At 65.2% G+C, this 20657-nt stretch carries 27 protein-coding genes; 13 read left to right on the forward strand and 14 right to left on the reverse strand.

All coding sequences use genetic code 11. The annotated features are described in order from the left end of the window. Window positions 1-182 precede the first annotated feature (182 nt). Window positions 183-1763, forward strand: a complete 1581-nt coding sequence (locus ACIA76_RS40990) for an AMP-binding protein (RefSeq protein ID WP_397160547.1) — start codon at window positions 183-185, stop codon at window positions 1761-1763. Here ACIA76_RS40990 and ACIA76_RS40995 read toward each other — a convergent pair. The 6 genes from ACIA76_RS40995 to ACIA76_RS41020 all read right to left on the reverse strand — a co-directional run bounded on the left by ACIA76_RS40995 (window position 1718) and on the right by ACIA76_RS41020 (window position 4877). Then, window positions 1718-2524: a hypothetical protein gene (locus ACIA76_RS40995; RefSeq protein ID WP_397160549.1), complete on the reverse strand. Its 807-nt coding sequence runs from the start codon at window positions 2522-2524 to the stop codon at window positions 1718-1720. The two genes, ACIA76_RS40990 and ACIA76_RS40995, sit on opposite strands and share 46 nt — an antisense overlap. 55 nt (window positions 2525-2579) lie before the next feature. Beyond that, on the reverse strand, window positions 2580-3002 hold the full coding sequence (locus ACIA76_RS41000) for a hypothetical protein (protein WP_397160551.1): 423 nt from the start codon (window positions 3000-3002) through the stop codon (window positions 2580-2582). An 18-nt stretch (window positions 3003-3020) separates the two neighbouring features. Next, on the reverse strand, window positions 3021-3422 hold the full coding sequence (locus ACIA76_RS41005; protein ID WP_397160554.1) for a hypothetical protein: 402 nt from the start codon (window positions 3420-3422) through the stop codon (window positions 3021-3023). Between the two features lie 203 nt (window positions 3423-3625). Further along, window positions 3626-3883 (reverse strand): YlcI/YnfO family protein, encoded by a 258-nt coding sequence (locus tag ACIA76_RS41010; RefSeq protein ID WP_397160556.1) that lies wholly within the window; start codon window positions 3881-3883, stop codon window positions 3626-3628. Between the two features lie 119 nt (window positions 3884-4002). Further along, window positions 4003-4311, reverse strand: a complete 309-nt coding sequence (locus ACIA76_RS41015; RefSeq protein ID WP_397160558.1) for a hypothetical protein — start codon at window positions 4309-4311, stop codon at window positions 4003-4005. A 239-nt stretch (window positions 4312-4550) separates the two neighbouring features. Next, complete coding sequence (locus ACIA76_RS41020) at window positions 4551-4877, reverse strand: hypothetical protein (protein ID WP_397160560.1); 327 nt, start codon at window positions 4875-4877, stop codon at window positions 4551-4553. 202 nt (window positions 4878-5079) lie between these two features. Here ACIA76_RS41020 and ACIA76_RS41025 point away from each other — a divergent pair, with 202 nt between their 5' ends. The 4 genes from ACIA76_RS41025 to ACIA76_RS41040 all read left to right on the forward strand — a co-directional run bounded on the left by ACIA76_RS41025 (window position 5080) and on the right by ACIA76_RS41040 (window position 7220). Beyond that, window positions 5080-5577: a hypothetical protein gene (locus tag ACIA76_RS41025; RefSeq protein ID WP_397160562.1), complete on the forward strand. Its 498-nt coding sequence runs from the start codon at window positions 5080-5082 to the stop codon at window positions 5575-5577. Window positions 5578-5972: 395 nt separating this feature from the next. Further along, window positions 5973-6257, forward strand: a complete 285-nt coding sequence (locus tag ACIA76_RS41030) for a hypothetical protein (RefSeq protein ID WP_397160563.1) — start codon at window positions 5973-5975, stop codon at window positions 6255-6257. Between the two features lie 287 nt (window positions 6258-6544). Then, window positions 6545-6862: a hypothetical protein gene (locus tag ACIA76_RS41035; protein WP_397160565.1), complete on the forward strand. Its 318-nt coding sequence runs from the start codon at window positions 6545-6547 to the stop codon at window positions 6860-6862. A 73-nt stretch (window positions 6863-6935) separates the two neighbouring features. Then, window positions 6936-7220 (forward strand): hypothetical protein, encoded by a 285-nt coding sequence (locus ACIA76_RS41040; RefSeq protein WP_397160567.1) that lies wholly within the window; start codon window positions 6936-6938, stop codon window positions 7218-7220. Window positions 7221-7325: 105 nt separating this feature from the next. Here the strand turns inward: ACIA76_RS41040 and ACIA76_RS41045 are convergent, their stop codons facing one another. From ACIA76_RS41045 to ACIA76_RS41055, 3 genes are all read right to left on the reverse strand, one after another. Further along, on the reverse strand, window positions 7326-7820 hold the full coding sequence (locus ACIA76_RS41045) for a hypothetical protein (protein WP_397160570.1): 495 nt from the start codon (window positions 7818-7820) through the stop codon (window positions 7326-7328). 35 nt (window positions 7821-7855) lie between these two features. Further along, a complete protein-coding gene (locus tag ACIA76_RS41050) occupies window positions 7856-8779 on the reverse strand; it encodes a hypothetical protein (RefSeq protein WP_397160572.1) in 924 nt (307 codons plus the stop codon). A 166-nt stretch (window positions 8780-8945) separates the two neighbouring features. After that, the gene (locus tag ACIA76_RS41055) at window positions 8946-9764 is read right to left on the reverse strand and encodes a serine protease (RefSeq protein WP_397160574.1); all 819 of its coding nucleotides are present in this window, start codon (window positions 9762-9764) and stop codon (window positions 8946-8948) included. A gap of 299 nt (window positions 9765-10063) precedes the next feature. Here ACIA76_RS41055 and ACIA76_RS41060 point away from each other — a divergent pair, with 299 nt between their 5' ends. Further along, entirely contained in the window at window positions 10064-10465 is a 402-nt protein-coding gene (locus ACIA76_RS41060) for a VOC family protein (RefSeq protein ID WP_397160577.1), read from the forward strand. A 30-nt stretch (window positions 10466-10495) separates the two neighbouring features. Here the strand turns inward: ACIA76_RS41060 and ACIA76_RS41065 are convergent, their stop codons facing one another. Continuing rightward, window positions 10496-13198, reverse strand: coding sequence for a helix-turn-helix domain-containing protein (locus ACIA76_RS41065; protein ID WP_397160579.1), 2703 nt, complete (start codon window positions 13196-13198; stop codon window positions 10496-10498). Window positions 13199-13219: 21 nt separating this feature from the next. Between ACIA76_RS41065 and ACIA76_RS41070 the strand changes: the two genes are divergently transcribed. From ACIA76_RS41070 to ACIA76_RS41095, 6 genes are all read left to right on the forward strand, one after another. Beyond that, the gene (locus ACIA76_RS41070; protein WP_397160581.1) at window positions 13220-13405 is read left to right on the forward strand and encodes a hypothetical protein; all 186 of its coding nucleotides are present in this window, start codon (window positions 13220-13222) and stop codon (window positions 13403-13405) included. Window positions 13406-13990: 585 nt separating this feature from the next. Then, the gene (locus tag ACIA76_RS41075) at window positions 13991-14410 is read left to right on the forward strand and encodes a hypothetical protein (RefSeq protein WP_397160583.1); all 420 of its coding nucleotides are present in this window, start codon (window positions 13991-13993) and stop codon (window positions 14408-14410) included. 293 nt (window positions 14411-14703) lie between these two features. After that, window positions 14704-14922, forward strand: coding sequence for a hypothetical protein (locus tag ACIA76_RS41080; RefSeq protein WP_397160585.1), 219 nt, complete (start codon window positions 14704-14706; stop codon window positions 14920-14922). An 85-nt stretch (window positions 14923-15007) separates the two neighbouring features. Then, window positions 15008-15868, forward strand: coding sequence for a hypothetical protein (locus ACIA76_RS41085; RefSeq protein WP_397160587.1), 861 nt, complete (start codon window positions 15008-15010; stop codon window positions 15866-15868). 551 nt (window positions 15869-16419) lie between these two features. Further along, window positions 16420-16893 carry a transcriptional regulator gene (locus ACIA76_RS41090; protein WP_397160590.1) on the forward strand — a complete coding sequence of 158 codons (474 nt, stop codon included), beginning with the start codon at window positions 16420-16422 and terminating at the stop codon, window positions 16891-16893. After that, window positions 16890-17447: a hypothetical protein gene (locus ACIA76_RS41095; RefSeq protein WP_397160591.1), complete on the forward strand. Its 558-nt coding sequence runs from the start codon at window positions 16890-16892 to the stop codon at window positions 17445-17447. Before ACIA76_RS41090 ends, ACIA76_RS41095 begins: the two co-directional genes overlap by 4 nt. 59 nt (window positions 17448-17506) lie before the next feature. Here ACIA76_RS41095 and ACIA76_RS41100 read toward each other — a convergent pair whose 3' ends face one another. Both ACIA76_RS41100 and ACIA76_RS41105 read right to left on the reverse strand, forming a co-directional pair. Beyond that, a complete protein-coding gene (locus tag ACIA76_RS41100; protein WP_397160593.1) occupies window positions 17507-18277 on the reverse strand; it encodes a class I SAM-dependent methyltransferase in 771 nt (256 codons plus the stop codon). A gap of 5 nt (window positions 18278-18282) precedes the next feature. Continuing rightward, complete coding sequence (locus ACIA76_RS41105) at window positions 18283-19167, reverse strand: hypothetical protein (protein ID WP_397160595.1); 885 nt, start codon at window positions 19165-19167, stop codon at window positions 18283-18285. A 250-nt stretch (window positions 19168-19417) separates the two neighbouring features. Between ACIA76_RS41105 and ACIA76_RS41110 the strand changes: the two genes are divergently transcribed. After that, on the forward strand, window positions 19418-19843 hold the full coding sequence (locus ACIA76_RS41110; RefSeq protein ID WP_397160597.1) for a hypothetical protein: 426 nt from the start codon (window positions 19418-19420) through the stop codon (window positions 19841-19843). Here ACIA76_RS41110 and ACIA76_RS41115 read toward each other — a convergent pair. Both ACIA76_RS41115 and ACIA76_RS41120 read right to left on the reverse strand, forming a co-directional pair. After that, a complete protein-coding gene (locus ACIA76_RS41115) occupies window positions 19800-20087 on the reverse strand; it encodes a hypothetical protein (RefSeq protein ID WP_397160599.1) in 288 nt (95 codons plus the stop codon). The two genes, ACIA76_RS41110 and ACIA76_RS41115, sit on opposite strands and share 44 nt — an antisense overlap. Before the next feature lie 16 nt (window positions 20088-20103). Then, window positions 20104-20657: hypothetical protein (locus tag ACIA76_RS41120; RefSeq protein WP_397160601.1), on the reverse strand; the 554-nt coding region annotated here is incomplete at its 5' end.

Below are 20657 nucleotides of genomic sequence, written 5' to 3' on the forward strand. Positions count from 1 at the left end.
AGTAAATCATACGATCGGAGGTGAGGAAAGTTCCCGGCACCCGGCGAGCAAGGGACTGCTCGACCTGTCGGTTGTCAAGTGTGCCTGGGGATCTGCTGATCGTCGGCGGGTGAAGGAACGGTCCGCCTCCGAAGACCGACCCCGCGCTCACAAATGATCGCGTCAATGGCAGACTCGGTGCCATGACCGATGCCTCACCGAAGACCCCCACCCTGACTTGCGGCAACCGACAGAGAACTCAGCCCGACGCGCTCGCGCGTGCGGGACGGCTCGGATCGGCGATCCTGGCCGCCGGGATCGGGCGTGGTGACAAGTGTGTGATCATGGCCCGCAACGACATCGAGTTCCTCGAGGTGTCGGTCGGTATCGCCTCCACCGGCGCCAATCCGCTGCCGATCAATACCCGCTGGACTGCCCCCGAGGTGGCGCACGTCCTGTCCGACGCGAACGTGCGAATCATCTTCGCGCACACCGAATTCGTGCCCGTCGTCGAGGCCGCCCGTGACCTCGCCGCCAGTGACGCCCGCATCGTCGAGATCGCCATGCCCGTCGAGCTGCTCGCCGAAGGCCGGTGGAACCCGCGCCTCGCCGAGCCCACCGGCCGCCACGGCCTGCTCGAGGAACTGATCGCCGCGCACCCCGACCCGGTCGGACACATCGAGGGAGCCATCGCCGACAGCATGGGTGTCATCTACACCTCGGGCACCACCGGCAAACCCAAAGGCATTGCGCGCGAGAAGATGACACCGCAGCAGCTGCACACCATCGCCGCAGCGAACGCGCAGCGCGCGGGCCTGGCCCCCGGCGTGCCGATGCTGGTGGCCGGGCCGCTGTATCACACCAGCCCGAACGCACTCGCCGTGATGGGGCTGCGCATGGGCGCCGATATCGTGATCATGCCGAAGTGGGATGCGCGCAGGTTCCTGCAGTTGGTCGACGCGCACCGGATCCGGCAGGTGAAGATCGTGCCCACCATGGTCTCTCGCATTCTGAGTGTGCCCGCGGAAGAACGCGCGACCTATGACCTGTCGAGCCTGACCCATGTCATTCATTCCGCGGCTCCGTGCCCGCCGGCCCTCAAGCGGGCCGCCATCGAGTTGTTCGGTGAAGCGCTGTGGGAGTTCTACGGGTGCAGCGAAGCCGGCACCATCACCTGGATCGGCGCCAGTGAATGGCTCGCCCACCCGGGCAGTGTCGGCCGCCCCGCCGACGGGTCCGCGGTCACCATCGCCGACGAGCACGGAAACCCGCTGCCCGCCGGAGAGATCGGGCGCGTGTATGTGCGCGGCGCGGACTACTGGCCCGCGTTCGAATACCTCAACCTCGGTGCGCCCGCCTCACCGGTGCCGGGCATGCTGTGGGTCGGTGACCTTGGCTACCTCGACGGCGACGGCTATCTGTTCCTGACCGGCCGTGACTCCGAAGTGGTGATCCGGGGCGGGGTCAACATCTATCCCGCCGAGATCGAGAACGCCCTCATCGCGCTCGACGGTGTCGAGGACGTCGCGGTGTTCGGCGTCCCCGACACCGGCGACCTCGGCGAAGTGATCGCCGCGCACATCCAGCCGCGTCCGGGTGCGGATCTGTCCGAAACCACGGTGCGCGAAGCGCTTTCCGCTCAGCTGGCCACCGACAAGGTCCCCACCCATATCCGCATTGTCGAGGCGCTGCCCCGTGACGACAGCGGCAAGGTCTACAAGCGTCAGATCCAGACCGCCTACGCCGCAGGCGAATTCGCCGAATCCGGTGCCGGGGTGGTGTGACGTTCGTCGTCGGCGCGGCGAGCCAGCGTGTACTCCCGGGTTTCGCGGGCTCGCCGCAGCGCACCACCGATCTGCCCGGCGAGCAGCCCGACCACCAACAACGCCAGCGCCGTCACCCCGCTCGCGACGCTGACCGGTGATTCCAGTGCGATGACCTTGCCGGTGACGTAGCGGACCGCGGTCCCGGCCACCTTCCACCCCGCCCAACCGACACCGAGCACACAGCCCACGACCGTCGCCCAGCGCGTGACCCCACGCTGGAAGCGGAACACGAACATCCCCAAGATCCCCAGCGGCAGTCCCAGCCACGCCGCGAAGATCAGCTCATAGACCACCACGCGAAGATCGCCACCGTAGGCATTGAGAAAGTCGTTGCTGGGCGCCAACTCCGGGCCCGGCAGCCAGGTCACCGCGCGCAGCACCACCACACTCGCGACCGCCGACCCACACAGCCCGACCATGCGCCGCCGGTGCGTCGTGGCCGAGTCCCGCTGCTGCTTCCTGATGCTCAGCAGCAATGCCATCATCGCAGTCCCTGCGGCGACCACGAAGGTCGCCGCCCACACCCGCTGCTCGGTGGTCATCGGCACCCGCACACCCGAGACTCCCAGACGCGCGAACAGCCGCATTCCCAACGCGTAGAACGCAATCGCGATCCCCAACAACTGCTGGGTCGTCACGCCCCGCCACATTCCCCGCCCGAACACCACCAACCCGACCACGAAACCCAGCCAGGAAACCCCCGAAATCGTTTCGCCCACTTGCTATGTGATCCCGACTCTCGTTTCCGTCATCCGCAGGCGCCGGGACTACCGGCTACACCGCGCCGTACGCTTCGGCCAAACCCCGCGCCGCCTCCGGCACCGGCACCGACGTGCCGACCTGTTGCCGCTTGATCTGCAGCCCGACCTTGCGCGCGAACCGCTCGCACAAGGCTTCCTGCACACGGGCTTTCATGGTCGCGCGGTAGCCGAGCAGCTTCTTCTGCGTACAGTGGTGCCCCTGCAGCAGATGCCACAGTTCATGCGCCAGCACGTGCACCTGGAACTCCTCGGTCGCGTCATCGGGTACCAGGATGACCCCGCAATCCCCGTCACGCACAACCATTCCGGTCAGCGGAGTACCGCGCCGCACCTTCGGGAGCACGATCAACCGCATACCCAGCACCTGCCCGGCCCGCTCCACCAGACCCGCCATCGTGTACGGCGTGGGCACGATCCGCACCGCGAGATCATTCATCCGAGACCGCGTGCGCATCTATCTCTCCGGTCCCACTTCGTCGTTGAGCACCTGCCGCGCAATCTCCAGCAACCCACGCAACTCGGTATGTGCCTCCGGCGTCAGATCGCCCATCGTACGCAAACCAGCCAACTGCAACCGCGACTCCCGCAGCACCGCCGCCACCTCGTCATCACTGGTAGCGGAGAAATACCCCAACGGCTTACCGAAGAACTGCGCGATCGCCTCGAGCACCGCGCCATCGACCTTGCGGACCTTCCCGGCACGAATCCGGTAGATGTACTGGCGGTCGATGTCACGACCTGTCACCCGGGCGACGAACGCGGCCACCTCCACGGTGGCGGTACGACTGCCCGCGGGCCAGCGTTCGGAGAACAACGCGTCGATCTTGTCGGCCAGAGATCGGCGGTCACGACTCATATCGACCACACTCCACCCGACACCCGGACTCCGCCTCTCACCGCGCTCACGGTACCCACCCCAATCTGTTCACCACGCCTACGCTCGCATCCGAGACGCCACTCCTACCGAGATTAACGACCTCGGCCACGCATGAGGAAACTCGGATCGCTGCCTCGGTAGCGTCTCCAGCCTGGAGGCCGCCTCTCCGGGCCGCTACACAATCAGGCTGCGGCGTCACCGGATTCCAGCGTGGCGGCCACCGTGTCGAGCATCGCCAGCGACCCGCCGAGCACCTGCATCGCCGCCCGCACCTGCGCCGCGACGTGCGCCTGCGCCGCTCGCGGATCGCCCTCGCGGACATAGCGTTCCAGCGCGTCCACGATCACCGACGACACCGTGCGGCCCTCGCTCTTGGCCCGCGCCATCGCCGCGTCCCATACCTCGTCGGGCACCCGCACACTGCGTCCCTCACCCGGCACCGCCACACCTTCCTTTCCACCGACCAGCGAACACGTACCGTAACCCCGGACCGCATGCCGGGCCCGCCCCGGCGCGACCCGGGAAGGGCCGGGCGTACCCGGCCCCCGATCATCGCGGTCTACATCTCGGCCACTCGCAGCCCGGTCCAGTAGGTGATCAACCCCCGGCCCAAACTCTCGCAGTGCTGGCTGCCGGTCAATTCCGTGAGGTACTCGCGCACCGCGTCCAGGTCGTAGCCCAGGCCCTCTTCCTGCTCGGCCAGCGCGCAAGCCAACTCGAACGCGATCGCTGTCGCCGCGCCCGGGGTGTCGGTTGAAAACCCTACGCACCCCGTGCCGTTCATGCCCCGGCCGCTGTAGTCGGTGTGCAGCCCCGCGTCGTAGAAGTCGGCGATCGTGTGCAGCGCCGCCGGGTTGATGGTGAACATTCGCGCTCTCTCCTTCTCCGGGCTCCCGCCCCTCACTTGCTTTTGTATATACACCATAGCTCTAAGTTCGACGCATTGGAAGTCGTGTTACAGGCTGAAAAAGTGCCTCTGAACACTACTTTCATTACCCTTGGCCAGATTGACTCCAGGACGGCATTCGTCTACACACTGGATCACTGCCGAGACGAGACGGCCCACCGCCACGGCGCTACCGCACCGCCGGTGGGCCCTCGGTCGCGTCAGGAGCGGACCAAACGCAGGTTGGGCCAGCCCACCCACACCTCACCGTCGCGCCAGACCCGGCGGCGCTCCCCCTCGGCGAGCGCGACCAAGTGGTCGCGGATCGCATCCGGGTCGCCGCCGTCACCGTCACCGGCGGCCAGCCGCCGTGCGATGTCGAACATGACTACCGCCACCTGGTCCTCTGTCGCGCACGTCATCGTCATCCCATCCTGGCCGCGCTCGGCTTCGGAGTCGTCGCGGCCGATGCAGCCGGTCATGAAACTCACCCCCGGGTTCGCCGCCCGGACCGCGTCCAGACCCGCCTTGCCGATCACCATCGTCATCGTTTCTCGTTCTCTCCCCCGACTCCGCCGGGCGCTCGATTCGTATACACAACATAGCTCGAAGTCGTCACGGATCAAGCCCTGCTATTCGATCTTAAAAAGTGCTCTGCACCACTGATGTTTGGCTATTTTCGAGACTTGACTTCATCGGGTCGTATCGAGCTAGCGTGTGTATACACCGAACGAGCCCAGGAGGAACCCGATGAGCATGAACCCCACCCACCGCTTCGAGATCTACGTCGACCTGGACACCGCGCCCGGGGCGTACCAGCAGATGGTCGCCGGATTCCAGGGCTCCTTCGGCGCGCAGGGCTACACCGGCACCATCGCCGAGACCGCCGGGTACACGATCGTGGCCGACGAGCCGCTCCCCTACACGGCCGCATGCGCGCTGATGGAAGAGTTGTTCGACGCAGCCGACCTACGCTTCCGCCGCTACGATGCCCCGCACGCCCTGGCGATCCCGATCTGCCCCTCGCGCATCCCCGACCGTATCGACGGCTGGCTGTTCTTCGGCTACGCCGCCTGCGTCCACACCGTCACCGATACCGCCGGTGACGAGCTGATCGCGACCCGCAACCACGACAAGATCCGACTCACCCTCGACGACCACAACGGCAACCACCAAGGCATCGACCTCGACCCCGACCAGATCGACGCCCTCCTCGCCGCCCTGACCCGCCACCGCCCCACCACCTGAACCCTCCCTGCCCCGGCCGCACCCACGCGGCCGGGGCGGCGGCCGTGCGGACCGCACTCCCGCCCCGTCGCGCCCACACCCCCGCCGACACCACCCACCCCGGCACCGAGACACCCCCTTCGCGCACACCGGCGCACCACGCGCACGATCCGCGCGCCGCTACCGCACTGAATCCAAATCTGTTCTCGCGCAACAATTTTCGTGCGAATCGCGACTTGACTTCCGGCCCCAACCCAGAGCTATCGTCGTGATACGAACAGCGGCACAAACCGGCGGGGACACCCACCGCCACCCGGCCCGACCGCCACCGCCTACCACGGCGCGGCCCCGGCCGACCGCCGAACCCGGTTGCGCCGCAACCGGAATCAACCCGCCCCCATTGAGGAGGAACAACTATGTACACCGTCACCTTCGCCGACGTCGCCCACATCAACGACCTCGACGGCTTCGAGATCACCTTCCCCTTCGACGACCGCGTGGGCATCGTGGTCACCGACCCCGCCAAGGCGGCCTTGGCGAACTACTACATGGCCTGGGCACTGGCCGCGCCCACCTACATCGAGGCGGTCGGCGACGTCGACCGCGCGATGATCGCCCTGGTCGCCGACGAGCTGCGCCTCCCCGGCCACGACGGCGCGACCATCGTGTGCTGGCCCAACACCGTCGCCCTCGGCGACTGACCACCCGACCACCCCGGCCGCCTTCCCCGCGAAGGCGGCCCTTCTCGTCGATAGAACCCGCCACCACCGCGCCGCACACGCCCGCAACAACCGGGCAGCACCCCCAAGCGCACCCCGGCCGCAACGCGCCCCGCAGATCGGCACACAGCCCGCAACGTGCTCCCACTGGCTAGTCGAAATACATTCGGGCACAACGATTTACGCCATTCTCCGCTTGACTTTCCGACCCGATCCCGGGCTAGTGTGTTGATACAAAGAACGACACAAACCGGATCGAGGAGGAACCCATGGCAGCCCAACAGTTCATCACCTACAGCCCCAACACCGACATCGCCGCCGCATTCGACGCGGCGATCGACGAAGCCCAGCACGAATACGGCCACGACGGCTACACCGGCACCATCGCAGAGAAGGACAGCTATGTGATCATCGCGGCCGACCCGGTCCGCGAACCCGTCGCCGAGGCACTCATCGAGGAGCTGTTCGACGCCCGCGATCCCCGCATCGAGGACAAGGTGGGCCCGGCGGGCGCGATCGCCCTCGCCGACCCCGACGACCCCGCGCTGATCGCCGGATGGGTGTTCTTCGGCTGGGCCTCCAGCTGACCACCACCCGCCAGAGTGCGGCCGAAACCGGCCGCACCACAACACCATTCACCACCACTGCAGGAGCAACCTCGTGTACAGCGTCACCCGCGCCGACGTCGCCCACATCAACGACATCGACGGCCTCGAAATCACCGTCCCCCAGCCCGGCTGCGTCGGCGTCCTCGTCGACCACCCCGCCAAGATCACCCTGGCCACCTACCACATCGTCTGGGCCGTCGTCCGTTCCGAGCACATCGGCGCACGCGCCGAACTCGACCGCGCCATGACCGAGCTCGTCGCAGGCGAGTTCCGCATCATCGACGACTGGGGCGACACTACCGTGTACTGGCCCGACATCGTCGTCCTCACCGACTGACTCCACTGCGCGGCCGACTTCGGATCGAATCGAAGGCGGCCGTGCATGTCAGTTCGATGGAGTTGGCGTCACTTTCGATCGCTCGGTGGACCTACGCCTGCCGAATCAGCGGGGGACGCCCATCCCACTAGCGACGGCGCGGAGATGACGTCGGTTCAGCAGGTTCACGAAATCAGTACTGCTGGTAAGTGCGGCTATCTCGTCAGTGGTGACCACGAGGACCCTGATCCCGCGGGCCGACGCCTGGATGAGCAGCGAGTGCGCATAGGTGAAATCGCGCGGATCGCCGGTGATCCCGTGACCGGCGAACATCAGTCCTACCTCGACGCTGCGGTCGCGGAGGGTGTTGATGAAGTAACCGAGGGTGTTGCTATCGACCGGCTTGCTCCAATCCTTGCACTCGACCAGTAACGTCGCTGGCAACAATGCGGGGCCGTCTGGCACCCGCAAGTTCCCCACGGCAACGTCGACCTGCTCACTGCCGAACGCGCTGATGACATTGGGCTCGGCGATGCAGCCTGGCGTCGACTCGAAGAGGTAGACGATCAACCGCTCGTAGGCTTTGCCCTGGGTATCGGTGTCCAGCGCCGATGCGGCCATGCTCAAATGATCGCGGACGACCGCTGGATCGAGTGTCATGTCAGGGCCCCGTGCACCGACCGGTTGCGAGCACGTAGCAGAAGTTCGGCCAACGGTAGGTGCTCGAGTTCTGCCAGCAACCCATCGACGGACAACACCAGCATGAAATAGGGCACTGAAACCTCGTGCGCACCCGAGATCAGTGAGTCGTACACCAGCAGGCCAAAGCTCGCGCGACCAGCGATCATTTGAGCTTGAAGTTGTTCCCGAGTGAGCTGAAGGTCGGTTTCTGTGAGCCGCCGGAGCTTGACTTCCACGATGATCGCTCCAAGGACGCTCTCCGTCCCTGGAACGTAGGCCACCGCATCGGCCTCGCTGGGAGGACTCGTCGACAACTTGACACCGGTCCACAGAACCGCTCCAGCGGTCGACAGGATGTCGAAGATAAGACGTTCCAATCGATACCAGCGGCTGTGCTCGACCCCTCTGCCCGTTGACCTTTCGTCGTACGCAGGGTTGCGGATCGCGTCCAAGCGTGTCCGGAATTCGGCAATCGTCGACGGCTCCAACACAGCCGGGGCAGCGGTCCGCCGCCTGGCACTGCCGGATACCGCCGACAGCGTGAACATCCGGAGATGCAATCGAAGCGCGTCGATGTGATCGAGCGGTGTCCTCACAATCGTCACACCGGCCAGAGCTGCCGGAGGCGCATCCGGGGGCTCGACGATCACCAGGGTCGGAAGTCCACGGCCGACGACGATCCCGATCTCAATGAAGACCGCCGCCAACCCCTCGGCCGAACGAGCCGAACCGGACGGCAGCACAGCCACAGCGCAATCGGCTCGATCAATCGCCGCGTCGGCCAACGTGACGCCCGCACCCAACTCAGCCGAGGAGAGAACCTCGTTCCCCTGCTCCGCCAAGACATCAGACAGCACCTGAACATCCACACTGGCGGGTGCAATCAACAGGCAACGCACTGGCCGACCATATCGCAACGACCTACAGGACGGAGCCCGTTGGACAGGGGTACCTATAGCCCGCGCTCGGCGCGGCGAGCACGGTATGCCTGTACACGGCAGATGGGCGAGCGGTACCGGGCAGTCTGCCCACACTCTGCGGCGCAACGGGATCGGGTGAGCGAGGTCAGTCGAGGCGGTTGTGTACTCCTCTGCGGCAGATGGTTTCGAGTAGGTCGGTGTTCCAGACGAACCCGAGATCCGAGTCGGGGCTGATGCGGCCGGTGTAGACGCCGACGAGCGAGGAGACCGGCCCGGTGGCGTAACGGGGCTGGCCGTCGGAGGCGGTGATCAACGAGCCGGGCCGGTGGAACAGGGCGACCGGGGAGCCCGATTGACCCTTTCTGGTGCGGCTGTCGATGAGGAACATCGGAAGGTTCCGGTAGCTCAGTGTGGGCTCGGTCGCGATCGTGCCGCGCGTCCAGATCGCGAGATCGCCGTCGCCCTTCAATCCAAGGGGGTAGCCGATGATGCTCAGTTCCTGCGTGACAACAAGATCGGTGACGTCTGGACACTCCCACGCCGCTACCAGGAAGTCCGGTGTCAGTACGACCGGGAGCGCGACGACATCGACGGCGCGCCCGAATTCGGGGTGCTCCAACCACATCGGGCACAGCTCTTCGTCGTAGAGCGGCCGGTCGATCCACTCGACCGCTTCCAGCCTGTCGGCGCGCCGCACATGAATCCGGACCGTATCGGGCTCGGTCCGGCAGTTTTCCATGAGTTTGTTGGTCTCCCAGTGCCGACCGGTGAGACAGTGGCGGGCGGTGACCAGGAAGATCGTGTGGTCACAGAAGTAGAAGAACCCTGTCCCGCATGCCATCTTGTGGTCGTTGAAGAACATCTCGATGAACACCGATCGGACCGATTCCGCGTTGACTTTGATCTTGACCGATGCGTGGTCGCTGAGACGAGCCGAGTCCTCGGCCGGATGCGGTTGGCCCAACGTTCCATCCTCCCTGTCGGGTTGTGCTCCGGCATATCGGCCGCGTCCGTTGCGAGCGGCTCAGTGAATTCTGCCTCCGCCGACCGACACTTGGCCGCGGTGACCCGTTGTCGAGAATCTGGTCGACTATCTCCGCGGTATCGGTTACTGATCCGACATGATCACAGCCTTACCGATAAGCGGCCGACGACACGGTGCTCTCGACCGCCTTCTACCCGGACCGCAATACAATCCGCTGAAGTGTCACGCAGTAGACGTAACGCGCGTCCGATCGGTTCAACCGAGCTACGCTCCGGGCCGTGAGCCATCGAAGTCGACTGTGTCACATCGTCATCGACGTATCGGACCTCGATCGAGCGGTCACGTTCTGGAGTTGCGCCCTCGACGCAACCGAGGAGACCGTGAACCCCGACAGCCACCGCGTCTACCGTCGCCTGCGACTCCCCGATTCCGAGATCCGGATCCTGCTGCAGGCGACCACCGACCACAAGGCGTCCAAGGAACGCGTACACATCGACATCGAGACCGACGATGTCGAAGCCGAGGTACGACGTCTCGAGGCACTCGGCGCGACGCGATGGGATCACCAACAAGAGCGCGGCTACGACTTCTGGGTTCTGCGAGACCCCTGGAGCAACGAATTCTGCGTGCTGCAAACCGAATTCCCCGACCTGCTGGCACAGGGCCCGTCCTGGGATTAGCGCGGCCCCTTCGGTCGGCTCGATATACCGCTAGTTGAAAAGATCATCCCATGTCCACGCTGCCGCAGGCTGCCCGTTCGGGTCCCGACCGAACCGAAACCGTTCTCGCTGACCGGAATACTTGACAAAGCTCTTGAACTCGCCCGCCGCCGGCATGCGGTGGATAAGTCCAGCACGTACATCCGCTTCCGCTGCTCCGAAAGCGTCCAGGACTATGACTGCGCCGACCAAATCTTTGGGGACATCATCTTCGATGTGCCTGATCAGTCGCGTACTCAAGCAGTTCGCCGCCGTGTCCATCCCCATCTGCCGTAACGCCTTCTGCACGCTGAACAGACCGAGCGGGTTGTCGAGAGCGATGTCGTAGATATGACTGGCGACCCAAGCGACCAGAGCTGTCAGTACGGTATCCATCCCCGCCTTCTTCAAGCGCGCGTACAACAGGGCAATGCCCCACAGGTCATTGCAGTCGAGGTCGTCGATGCGGCTGGCAATCCGGGTTGCGAGTGCGGCAGCCGCCGTGTCCAAGCCAGCATCGCATAGCGAGTCCAGCACCGCACCCACGTGCAACGGAGAGTCGAGAGCCACGCCCTCGGCGTAGCGGGTTACCCGATCGACCAGCGTGGTCGCGGCAGGGTCCATTCCTTCTTCCCTCAGTAGGTGCAAGAGGTCCCTGACGCTGGTCGGACCGTGACGGAAGTCGAAGTCATTGACACTGCTGGCGATTCGGAATCTCAACTGGGTCGCCGCGGTGTCCATGCCCGCCTCTTTCAGTGCAGCCAATAGATAGGTCGCGTCAGGCACCTCCAGTTGCCTCCCGAGGGCAGTCGGGCCGGATATATCGCTGAAGGCGAGTGCATCGATACGGGCGGCTATCCGAGTCAACAGCGCGGCAGCCGCGTTGACAGCTCCCGCTTCCGTCAGAGCTTTCCACAGGTCCGCGGCGCCGGACACACTACCGAGCTCGATATCGCCGATGTGACTGGCGATCCGGGACGCCAATGCTGTTGTCGCGGTGGTCATCTCCGCTGTACGCCACAGGTCCAGCAGGTAGGCCACACCGGCCGAGCTACCAAGTGCGACGTTTTCGACAGCCCACATCGAGGGACGATCGTCGTCGGGATGAACTTTGTGGAGAAGTGCGACCAGCTGGCCAATGCGCCCCGGATCGTGATTGAGGAGGGCGGCGTTCTTCCACAGCTGAGCGGCGTCACAGTAGAGGCCACGCGCGTGCGCTGCGGCCCCGAGCCCAGTCAGGCTATCGGGATGACCATGCCGAGCGACCGCCTCCCAGAAGCCGATCGGAGGAATCAGATCCGCGCGATGCATACGTCCGTACTGGTCGAGATAATCGGCCAACCGATACAGCGGCCCTTCCCCCGCGGAGAAGCCATCGCGGACCGGAGAGACGGAGCGGCGAGTGCTGCGTGGATGTGCGGAAAGGGAGTGGATTCGCGTAACTGGGCCCCGCGCTCCTTTGCACGGTTCGCTGGTTTGAGCCAGAGCCGACTCGAACCAGTTCTCCGCGAGACGATCGCGGTCGAGGCTGGTCATGTATGCCAACGCGCCGGACTCCAGCAACGCGTGTGGCAGCATGTCGCCATACCCCATACGGCTGGCGTCCATGGCCACCTCGATGATCGCCTTGGCTGCAGGCGAAACCTGTAACCGGTACCGGTCGACCAGTTCCGGACCACCGGCCAGATATTGCGTCACCTGACCGTCTTCGGCACGGTCGAGCGCCATCACCAGCCGGGGGTCACCCATGCGGGTTTGGCGCATGCTGGCCAGTTCGGCATCAGTGAACGTCGAGGGCACCTCGATGACCCTGTCTTCCAACAGCTTTCGCGACTGCGAGGCGGGATCGCGGCACAGTGCGTCGTAGTGCCGGCGCCAGAGGGTGCCCAGGATCAGCACCGGCGTACGCGAGGAGTCGGCAAGGAGGTTACGCAACGCGGCGGCGACCTGCTCGTCGCCGGCGCCGGTTCCGTCACCGAGATACTTTTGGGTTTCGTTGAGCCACAACACTGTTTGCGGGCCGACTCGATTCAGCTCGTCAACCAGGGCCTGGCGTCGTGTCGGGTACTGCGGATGCCATAGTCGCCACTCACCTGCGGTGCGCAGCGGTGTCAACGACTCCCACAACGCTCTGGTCTTCCCGGTGGACGACTCCCCCACCAGAACCGCCATGGTGCTCTTTCCAGCAACAGCGCGCTCCACAAGCACAGCCAGTCTGGTGTCGTGCCCCCGCGAAAAGTACGGCGGAAGCGGAGGTAGGCCACGCCCCTGATCCACGGTGATCGGCAGGTGCACCTCCAAGTCGTCGATCGGATCGACCTCATCCAGAAGTTGACCGGGACCGACCCGCTCCCCCGTGGCAACGTGTACGTCAGCGCTGCGCCATGCGAGGTCGGCGGTCTGCCACATCTCCCGGACTTCAGCGATCCAGACCGAGTCCGCGTCCAAGGCCCTGACGATTCGCTCAACCGTCTCCCAGGGGATGGGCCGTGCGCCGTTCATCAAATCGGACACAACACTGTCGGTGGAGTGCGCCACTGCGGCAAGCTCGGCCTGGGTCCTGATCGGGGAACGACGTCGCTTTTCCCTGACGAGGTTGCCGAGATTGCGGGCGGCCTCGGGACGGGCCGAGGCGCGCGCTGACGGTGAACTGGCCACTGCTGAACTGCTCCCGAAGATCTCCCGGAAATATCCTGCAACGTGTGGGAACACCATTCTTGCCCGATGGTCGATCCCATGAGTACGAATCAGCTGCTTGCCCTGCTCCTGGCGCTGTCACTGGCGCTGAACCTGGGGTTTCTCGTCGGGGCGATTGCCAAATCGCACGAGGTCTCCATCGGCGGATCGGTCCTTGTCGCACTTGGGGTGGCGATCCCCGCGCTGGGCGTCTACTTCGCCGCCGTGGCCGCCTACCACCACTAACTAGCGCGGCCCCACGCTCGTTCCAGCAGCCCGCAGCACTTCCCCGCACCGCCAGAGGCAAGGCCACAGCAGGCCCTTCCAGCGGATCGCCAACCGATTGCCGTGACCTCTCCGCCCCGCGACAGGCCACCTCCCGGCACTGCGGCCTCACGACCGCGAACACCGCCGTGACCCCGTCACGGCCCCAGGGTGCGCCCCACACCGCCGAGGGAGCGCCTGACGCAGCCAAGCAACCCGCCGACGCCGAAAATCCCTGCACAACTACCGATTCTGGGGCAAAATGACTCGCCCGATGACCTTGACCGCGTCACGGTCCAGAGCGAACGTTTGTGTCGTGAAATGTACTGAATTGTCCCGAAATGCAGCGAAAACGCACTAAAGAACACTCTGACCTGCGGAAATAGGTGGTTTCAAATCCCCTATCCTCCGCTGCGAAGCCGCAGGTCAGGGGCAACTTTCGGGTTGCTCCTGATTTGCGGTCACGTGCGGTCACGGTTTTCGTGGCATTCGAGGACAGTCGGCAGTTTCACCACGTCGAGCACGACGTGTGACCTGTTGGAGCCGATATGTACCTCAGAGGTTTTCATGGCGAAGATCCGCGAACGCACGCGGAAGAACGGCAGCACCTACTACCAGATCATCTACTGGTACCAAGGCAGCCGCCGCAAGCTGCTGACCGAAAACCCGTGCGCGCACACGAAACTGCCGCGCGTGGTCCAGACCGAGATGCACTTCCTCGAACCGGACGAGTTCGCGGCACTGCCAGCGGCGCTGCCGGAGCGGTGGCGGCTGCTGGTCGAATTCCTCATCGCCTCCGGTGCCCGGTGGGGTGAGGTGACCGCGCTGCGGGTGCGCGACATCAACCGCAAGAACCTGACGGCGCGGATTCACAAGGCGTGGAAGTACACCGGGAACAAGCCGGTGCTGGGTGCGCCGAAGACGCTCGTGTTAAAACTTTGTCAAGCCCCACGAAACTTGGTGTTTACCAACCGAGTCCGTGGGTAAAGGACCTGCTCGATGCCGGTCGGCGGGGAATCGCCAGCGTGAGCGAGGGGGAGCGCGCGTATGAGTTGACTATTCGATTGGGAGGGAATCAATGGATTTGCCGGGCTGGACCACCGAGGGACTACTACCCCCCGGACGCTGGCCAGCAACGACCGAGCAGGTGCACGAGCGGCTCGTGCTCGACGCCGAGTTCACCGACGCCCGCCAAGTGGTGTTCTGGGGGCCTGCTGGCCTACCTCGGACAGATCCGGGAGTACCTGTCGGCGAGGAGAATCCGACTCGACGGGACCTTCATGACCCGCGACGGCAGTCCCCGCGCCGCCGACGGGCCCGCACTGATCCTGACAGTGTTTCCCTCCAACCTGGCCGAACTGGAACTGCTCAGCGAAGCGGAAAAACTCAGAGTGAGAAGACTATTCACCATGACCGACCTCATTGTCGCCGGTGACACACGCACGCAACCCTACGTCAAGGTCATGCACCCGATGGAAACCACATCGCGGCAATCCTGATCCGCGACGCCGACGAAACAATCTGGGACCGTGGACGATTCGCCGCCGATCCCGGACTCGCCGAGCGAGGGGTGGTCGAACTGACATGGTGAGCAACCCCTTCCGAGACGCCGCCGCACACCGCACCGGCGGCGGATTCACCGAGGATCTGCACGCCTCCCTGCTGGCCGCCGAAGCCCACTACTTCCCCGGCGCACACCCGCAGGTGATCGTGACCGCCAACGGCCCACTGCCCCCCGACACCGCGTCCGCGCTCGCCATGAGCCTGGCCGCCGCCGCGACCATGTTCAGCGACGGCCGCGACATGTTCAACGCCGGACCACCCACCGCCCAGGACAACCACGCCGCGCTCACCGAGATAGTGTCCCCACTGGCCGCGACCTCACGCACCCTGATCTTCGCCGTCGCCGCGATCGCGCCCGATCCTGGTGCGGCGGTGGTGGATTCGTGCGCTGATAGTGCCGAGTGCGCGGTCTACCAGCTGTGCCGGACCCTGCCGGCATCAGCCGACGACGACTTGACCCACGCCGCCATCGCCTCCCTGCCCCCGAGCCAACGCGCGGCCGTCGCCTTGTTCACCACCGCTGTCGCCGAGCTCGACCGCTGCGTGAGTGTGGAGTTCGACGGCGCGGTCGGCACCGACCACGCCGTGCTCTCCCGCGCGCACGCCCGCATCCTGCGCATCAACCCGGACATCGACCGGCCGCGCGAAATCGTCACCACCACCGGGGTTCTCGACGCCGACCGCACCCGGCGGCGCACCTTCTACCTGAACCGTCCCGAGGGCGATCTGCACGGGTCGGTCGACGCGGACGTGCTGCCCCGGCTCCCCGAGCTGATCGTACGCCGGATCACCGTTCAGCTCGAACACCTGCTGTCGCGTCCGGACGCCTACCGGCTCGTCGGCGTGATCTCCGCCGACACGGCCCCGGCATCACCGCACTGACCCCTGCGACTCACCGTTGCACCGAGGGGCTCGAGCCCGGACATCCACACCAAGGCATCGAGGGTGCCCTACGCTCGACACGGGGCGCCCGAGTCAGCGGACAGTTTCGCCGGGCACAGCACTTCCGGGGGCGTGCCGATCTCTCCCCTCCGCGTAATTCAGATCGGTACGCCCCAGGACGTGTTGCGCCGCAGAACAACCCGCGCTCGGCGCCCCACCACCGAGCACCACTGTCACGACCGGCGCCCTCGTCGCCACCGCTCACCGCCCGCAGGTTCCGGCGGCGCCCCCCGCCGGAACCTGCGGCCTCGATCGTGTCCGCCGGGCCTGCACCCCTCGCACCCCCTTCACAGGAGCGTGTCACTTGCCTGCCCGATCTTCACACACGTGAACGTTCACGGGTGTGAAGTGTAGCCGCAGATATGTTTCCATGCGCAAACAGACCTCTAGGATGGGCATCACAGCGCACCCCCAACCCCCGGACCGGTAGGGGGTGCCGCCCGCACCGTGTGTAATAGACAGCGGACGCGAAACCGAGAGGCCCTGGACAGATGAGCGAGGACACCCGGCCCGCCCCCGGCGAGCCCGGCCAGGAGATCACCTTCGCCGACAAACTCAACAAGCTCCTGGAGGTGCTGGCCCGAGAGAACGGGCGGCCGATGTCGGGGGCCCGGTTTCTGGAGGACTTCACCGCCACCACGGGGACCTCGCTCAGCGCGGGATACCTATCCGAGCTGCGCAACGGTCACGTGACAGCACCGCGCATGGATCTGGTCGAGGCGCTGGCCTCCTATTTCCGGGTCAACCCCGCCTATTTCTTCCCCGGCCCGAAAGACCAGGAGAATCAGGCACGCCTGGAACTGCTGGCGTCGATGCGCGACAACCAGGCCCAGAACCTGGCCATCCGCGCCTCCGGGCTCAGCGCGCCGACCCTGCGACGGCTGGCCACAATCATCGAGAGCGCCCGGGTGCTGGAGAACCTCCCGGCCACCCCCGGCGACGAAGGATTCGAGGCCCCCTCGTGAGAGCCACGCGGCGCGCCCGCAAGCTCTACCGGCACCTCGCCGGTGCTGGTGTCATCCCCCAGCCATGGGACCTGGACGAATTCCGCCGCCGGGTCGACCTCTACCGGGGGCGGACGGTGCAGATCATCGGCCAGCCCGCAGAGTTCTGGGTCGATGACACCGGCTGTGCGGGGGTGTATGCGATGACCTTCGCGCTCGGCGACACCGACATCATGATCGTGCGCGACGACGGCAGCCCGGAGTGGACGTCCCAGTGCATCGGCCACGAGTACGCCCACCTGCTGCTCGACCACGATCCGCGCGGCGTGATCAGCGCCGAAGGATTCTCGCGGCTGTTCGGCGACGATCTGTTCACCGATCCCGAGCACATCCGCGGCCTGCTCGGCGCCCACACCCGCGCGGACCTGTCCATCCCGATCGAGCGCGAAGCCGAGGCATTCGCCGAACTACTCGCCTTCACCCCCACCTACTCACCCGGCGACCGTCGCACTCTCGCGCGGATGCGCTACGGACTCACCCCACCGGCAGCTTCTCCGCGGCCGCGCAAGTACTGAACTGCGCTGTCACCCCCTGTTCAGGGAAAGTGCAGCGACGCAACCGATACCGGCAGTGCTCACACCTGGCCGGGGCGGCGGCCCACCACTGTCATGATCACCTGGGGTATGTCGTAGGTGTCGGGGTCGGCGCACAGCGCCGCGAAGCGGTCGAGAGTGTCACGGTCCAGGCCAGCGGCGATCAGTTCGTCGGCCACCCGGTCGATGAGCGGATACCAGCGGTCCACGCCTGCGCCACCCCCCAACCGTCCGGTGAAGGTGCGCACGTCGACCACCTGTGCACTGTTCGCCTGCATCACCGCGGGTACTCGACGGGCCCAGGTCAGATCGAATCCGGTTGTCTCGCAGTAACGTTCGTAGGCGCCCAGGACCTCGGCGGCCACCGGATACCGGCTGCGGACCCCGAGGGAGAAGGGTTCGGTGACGACGAGATGGCCGCCCGGACGGATCCACTCCAGCGCCCGGGCGCACAGGCGGTCGCGGTCGGCCAGGTGCGCCAGCACGAACCGCGCGTGGACGAGATCGAAGGAGGCCGGTTCGGGGGTGTAGTCGGCGATGTCGGCGGTCACCACAGTGCAGTTGCCCGGCATCGGCTCAGCCGTCAGCAGCGTGGTGTCCTTGTCCAACGCCACGACCCGCCCCTCGGGAAAGGTGTCGGCGACCCAACGAGCGATCGATCCGTTGCCCGCCCCGATATCCAGAACGGCCGGGTCCGCCGGCAGGTCCAGCGCGGTGATCACCGCCCGCGACGAGGCATCGACAGAACCGCTGATCACGCGCAACCGGTCGGCATCGTCGAGCCCGCCTGCGCTCAATTTCGAGTTCGTCATCGTCCTTACCTTTCCCCGACACTGCTGATCGCGTGATCGGCCTCGGCCACCCGGACCCGGTATGAGGCCTTGGCAGGCGACAGATACCAGCCCCGCAACGACTGGACCCAGAACTGCTGACGCTCGGCCCGCGACCAGCCCCGCGCCGCGAGACCTCGCCAGGCACGCCGGAATTCGATCACGGCACGACCGTAGAACACTATCCACGCGCCCACCGGCCACCAGACCGCCCCGGTGAGAGTCATCACCGTGAGCGGATACCAACCGCTGTTCGCCACCACCGTCAGCACCGGGAAACGGCGTTCGGTCACCAGCACCACCACCAGAGTGAGCCAGTAGGTACCAGAGAAGGTGTAGCCCACCACGTACCACCACACGCCGATCCGCGCCCACCGCGCCGCCGCCGCAACCATCGCCAGATCACGGAACACCGCCACCAGAACCACACCGTGCGCCAGCAGATGCCAGCAGATCAACAACCACCAAAAGACCGACGTCGCAGGCACATCCAGCGACGTGACACACCCTGCCGGGGACGGCACGAAGGTCACCGCCATCCACCACACCCCCGCTGCGACCGCGACCGTCACACAGGCCGCGCTCGCGGCCGACCGCCACCCGCGCGGGGCCACGACCGCGACGATCATCAGCCCCGAGGTGATCACATTCCACACGTTCAAGAAGATGTTGCACGGCCGCTCCGACCCCAACAGCTCGGCAGCGCGGACCGCGACGGGCGGCAGGAACAGGGTAGCGACCAAGGCATAGGCCGCTGTGGCGAACAGAACCTCCCGATGCGGCTCACCCCGGCGCACCACCAACTGGGCCACCAGCCCAACCCACAACAGGATCGCGGACACCTCCGTCGCCGACACGATCGCCGACTGCATCAACCCACACCTCTCGCTACCCGAACAACATCCCCCGCCCACTGGCCCCACCATCCGAACACGGACCTGCCCAGCTTCGCAACGCGTGCCCGACCGGTTCCCGCCAGCAACTCCGCAACCCAACTAGTCGATTCGCATAATCCGCTCTGGCACAACATTGTTCGCGCCGAACGAACTTGACTTCCGACCCCGATCCAGAGCTAGTGTGTTGATACAAAGAACAACACAAACCGACCGGAGGAGGAACCCCATGTACAACGTCACCTACAACGAGGTCGCCCACATCAACGACATCGACGGCTTCGAGATCACCTTCCCCTTCGACGACCGCGTGGGCATCGTGGTCACCGACCCCGCCAAAGCGCCGCTGACGAACTACTACATGGCCTGGGCCCTGGCCGCGCCCATCTACATCGAGGCGGTCGGCGACGTCGACCGCGCGATGATCGCCCTGGTCGCCGACGAACTGCGCTTCCCCGGGCGGGGACGATGCGACCATCGTGTGCTGGCCCAACACCGTCGGCGGAGTCATCGTGATCCTGTATGCGCGGGCGGCGAATCGGCTCGCGTCGAAGGCGCCGCCGCACGTCGAATCGTTGACCTCGACGGCAACGAAATAGGTTTGCAGACGCCTAATACGGCGTTTCCGGAACGTCATCTTCTGCGTCAAGGTTAGCCATACCCAAGAGCTGTCGTCCCCGCTCGTTGATCTGACCGATATCAACGGTCGGATTCATAGCAGGATCGAAACAGTCGAGAATATTTCTTGATTCGACAAATGAGATTCTCAGCTCGTGTTGAAAAATCCACAGGAAACGCATGGGCGTGAGCGGCTTACCCTCCCGCCCAGAAAGATACTTCAGTACGTCCATAAAGGTGGCGCCTTCCGCAATAATTCTGCGCAATTCACTGTCGCTCAAGATATTTCTCCCATCTTCAAGGTCTCTCAAAGGTGACTTCAACATTGGTATAATGCCCAGGTTCACCTTTCATCGGCCCAGGGGCGACCCTTGTAAGTCCATACTCTGCGGCCATGTGGCCCGTGAAGGTGTTGGTTGCGGCGTCTTGAATGGACATTCCCGCCCTGATGTTCGCGTTGAAGGCGTCCAAATTGGTCGACATGCCGGTATTCCATTTGGCGTCGAATGCCATGACATACTTCGGGCCGAAATAGTCCATAGCATCTTCGAACATCTGACGACCGCGCACAGTACCTTCCCCGTTGTCTATCGCCATGGTCATCCGCCCGTTCTTGAGCTCGGCCACCACCTCTGCACCGCCAGCATAGGACCGCGAGAACACGGCCGCCCCATCCTGCGCCGCCCTAGTCGCTTCTAAATTGTCAGGTGGGTGGGCCTTATTATATTCGGGCCAAGCCCACCGCGGAATTTCGGAATATCCGTAGGGCTGCTGAACGCCGCCGCCCTCTCCGTCATGCTGGGGGCCGTTGCCAGTGAGGTCGAAGCTGTTGATGGGGTCGGCGTTGGCGT

The sequence above is a fragment of the Nocardia sp. NPDC051570 genome, from assembly GCF_044454005.1.
Classification (GTDB): domain Bacteria; phylum Actinomycetota; class Actinomycetes; order Mycobacteriales; family Mycobacteriaceae; genus Nocardia.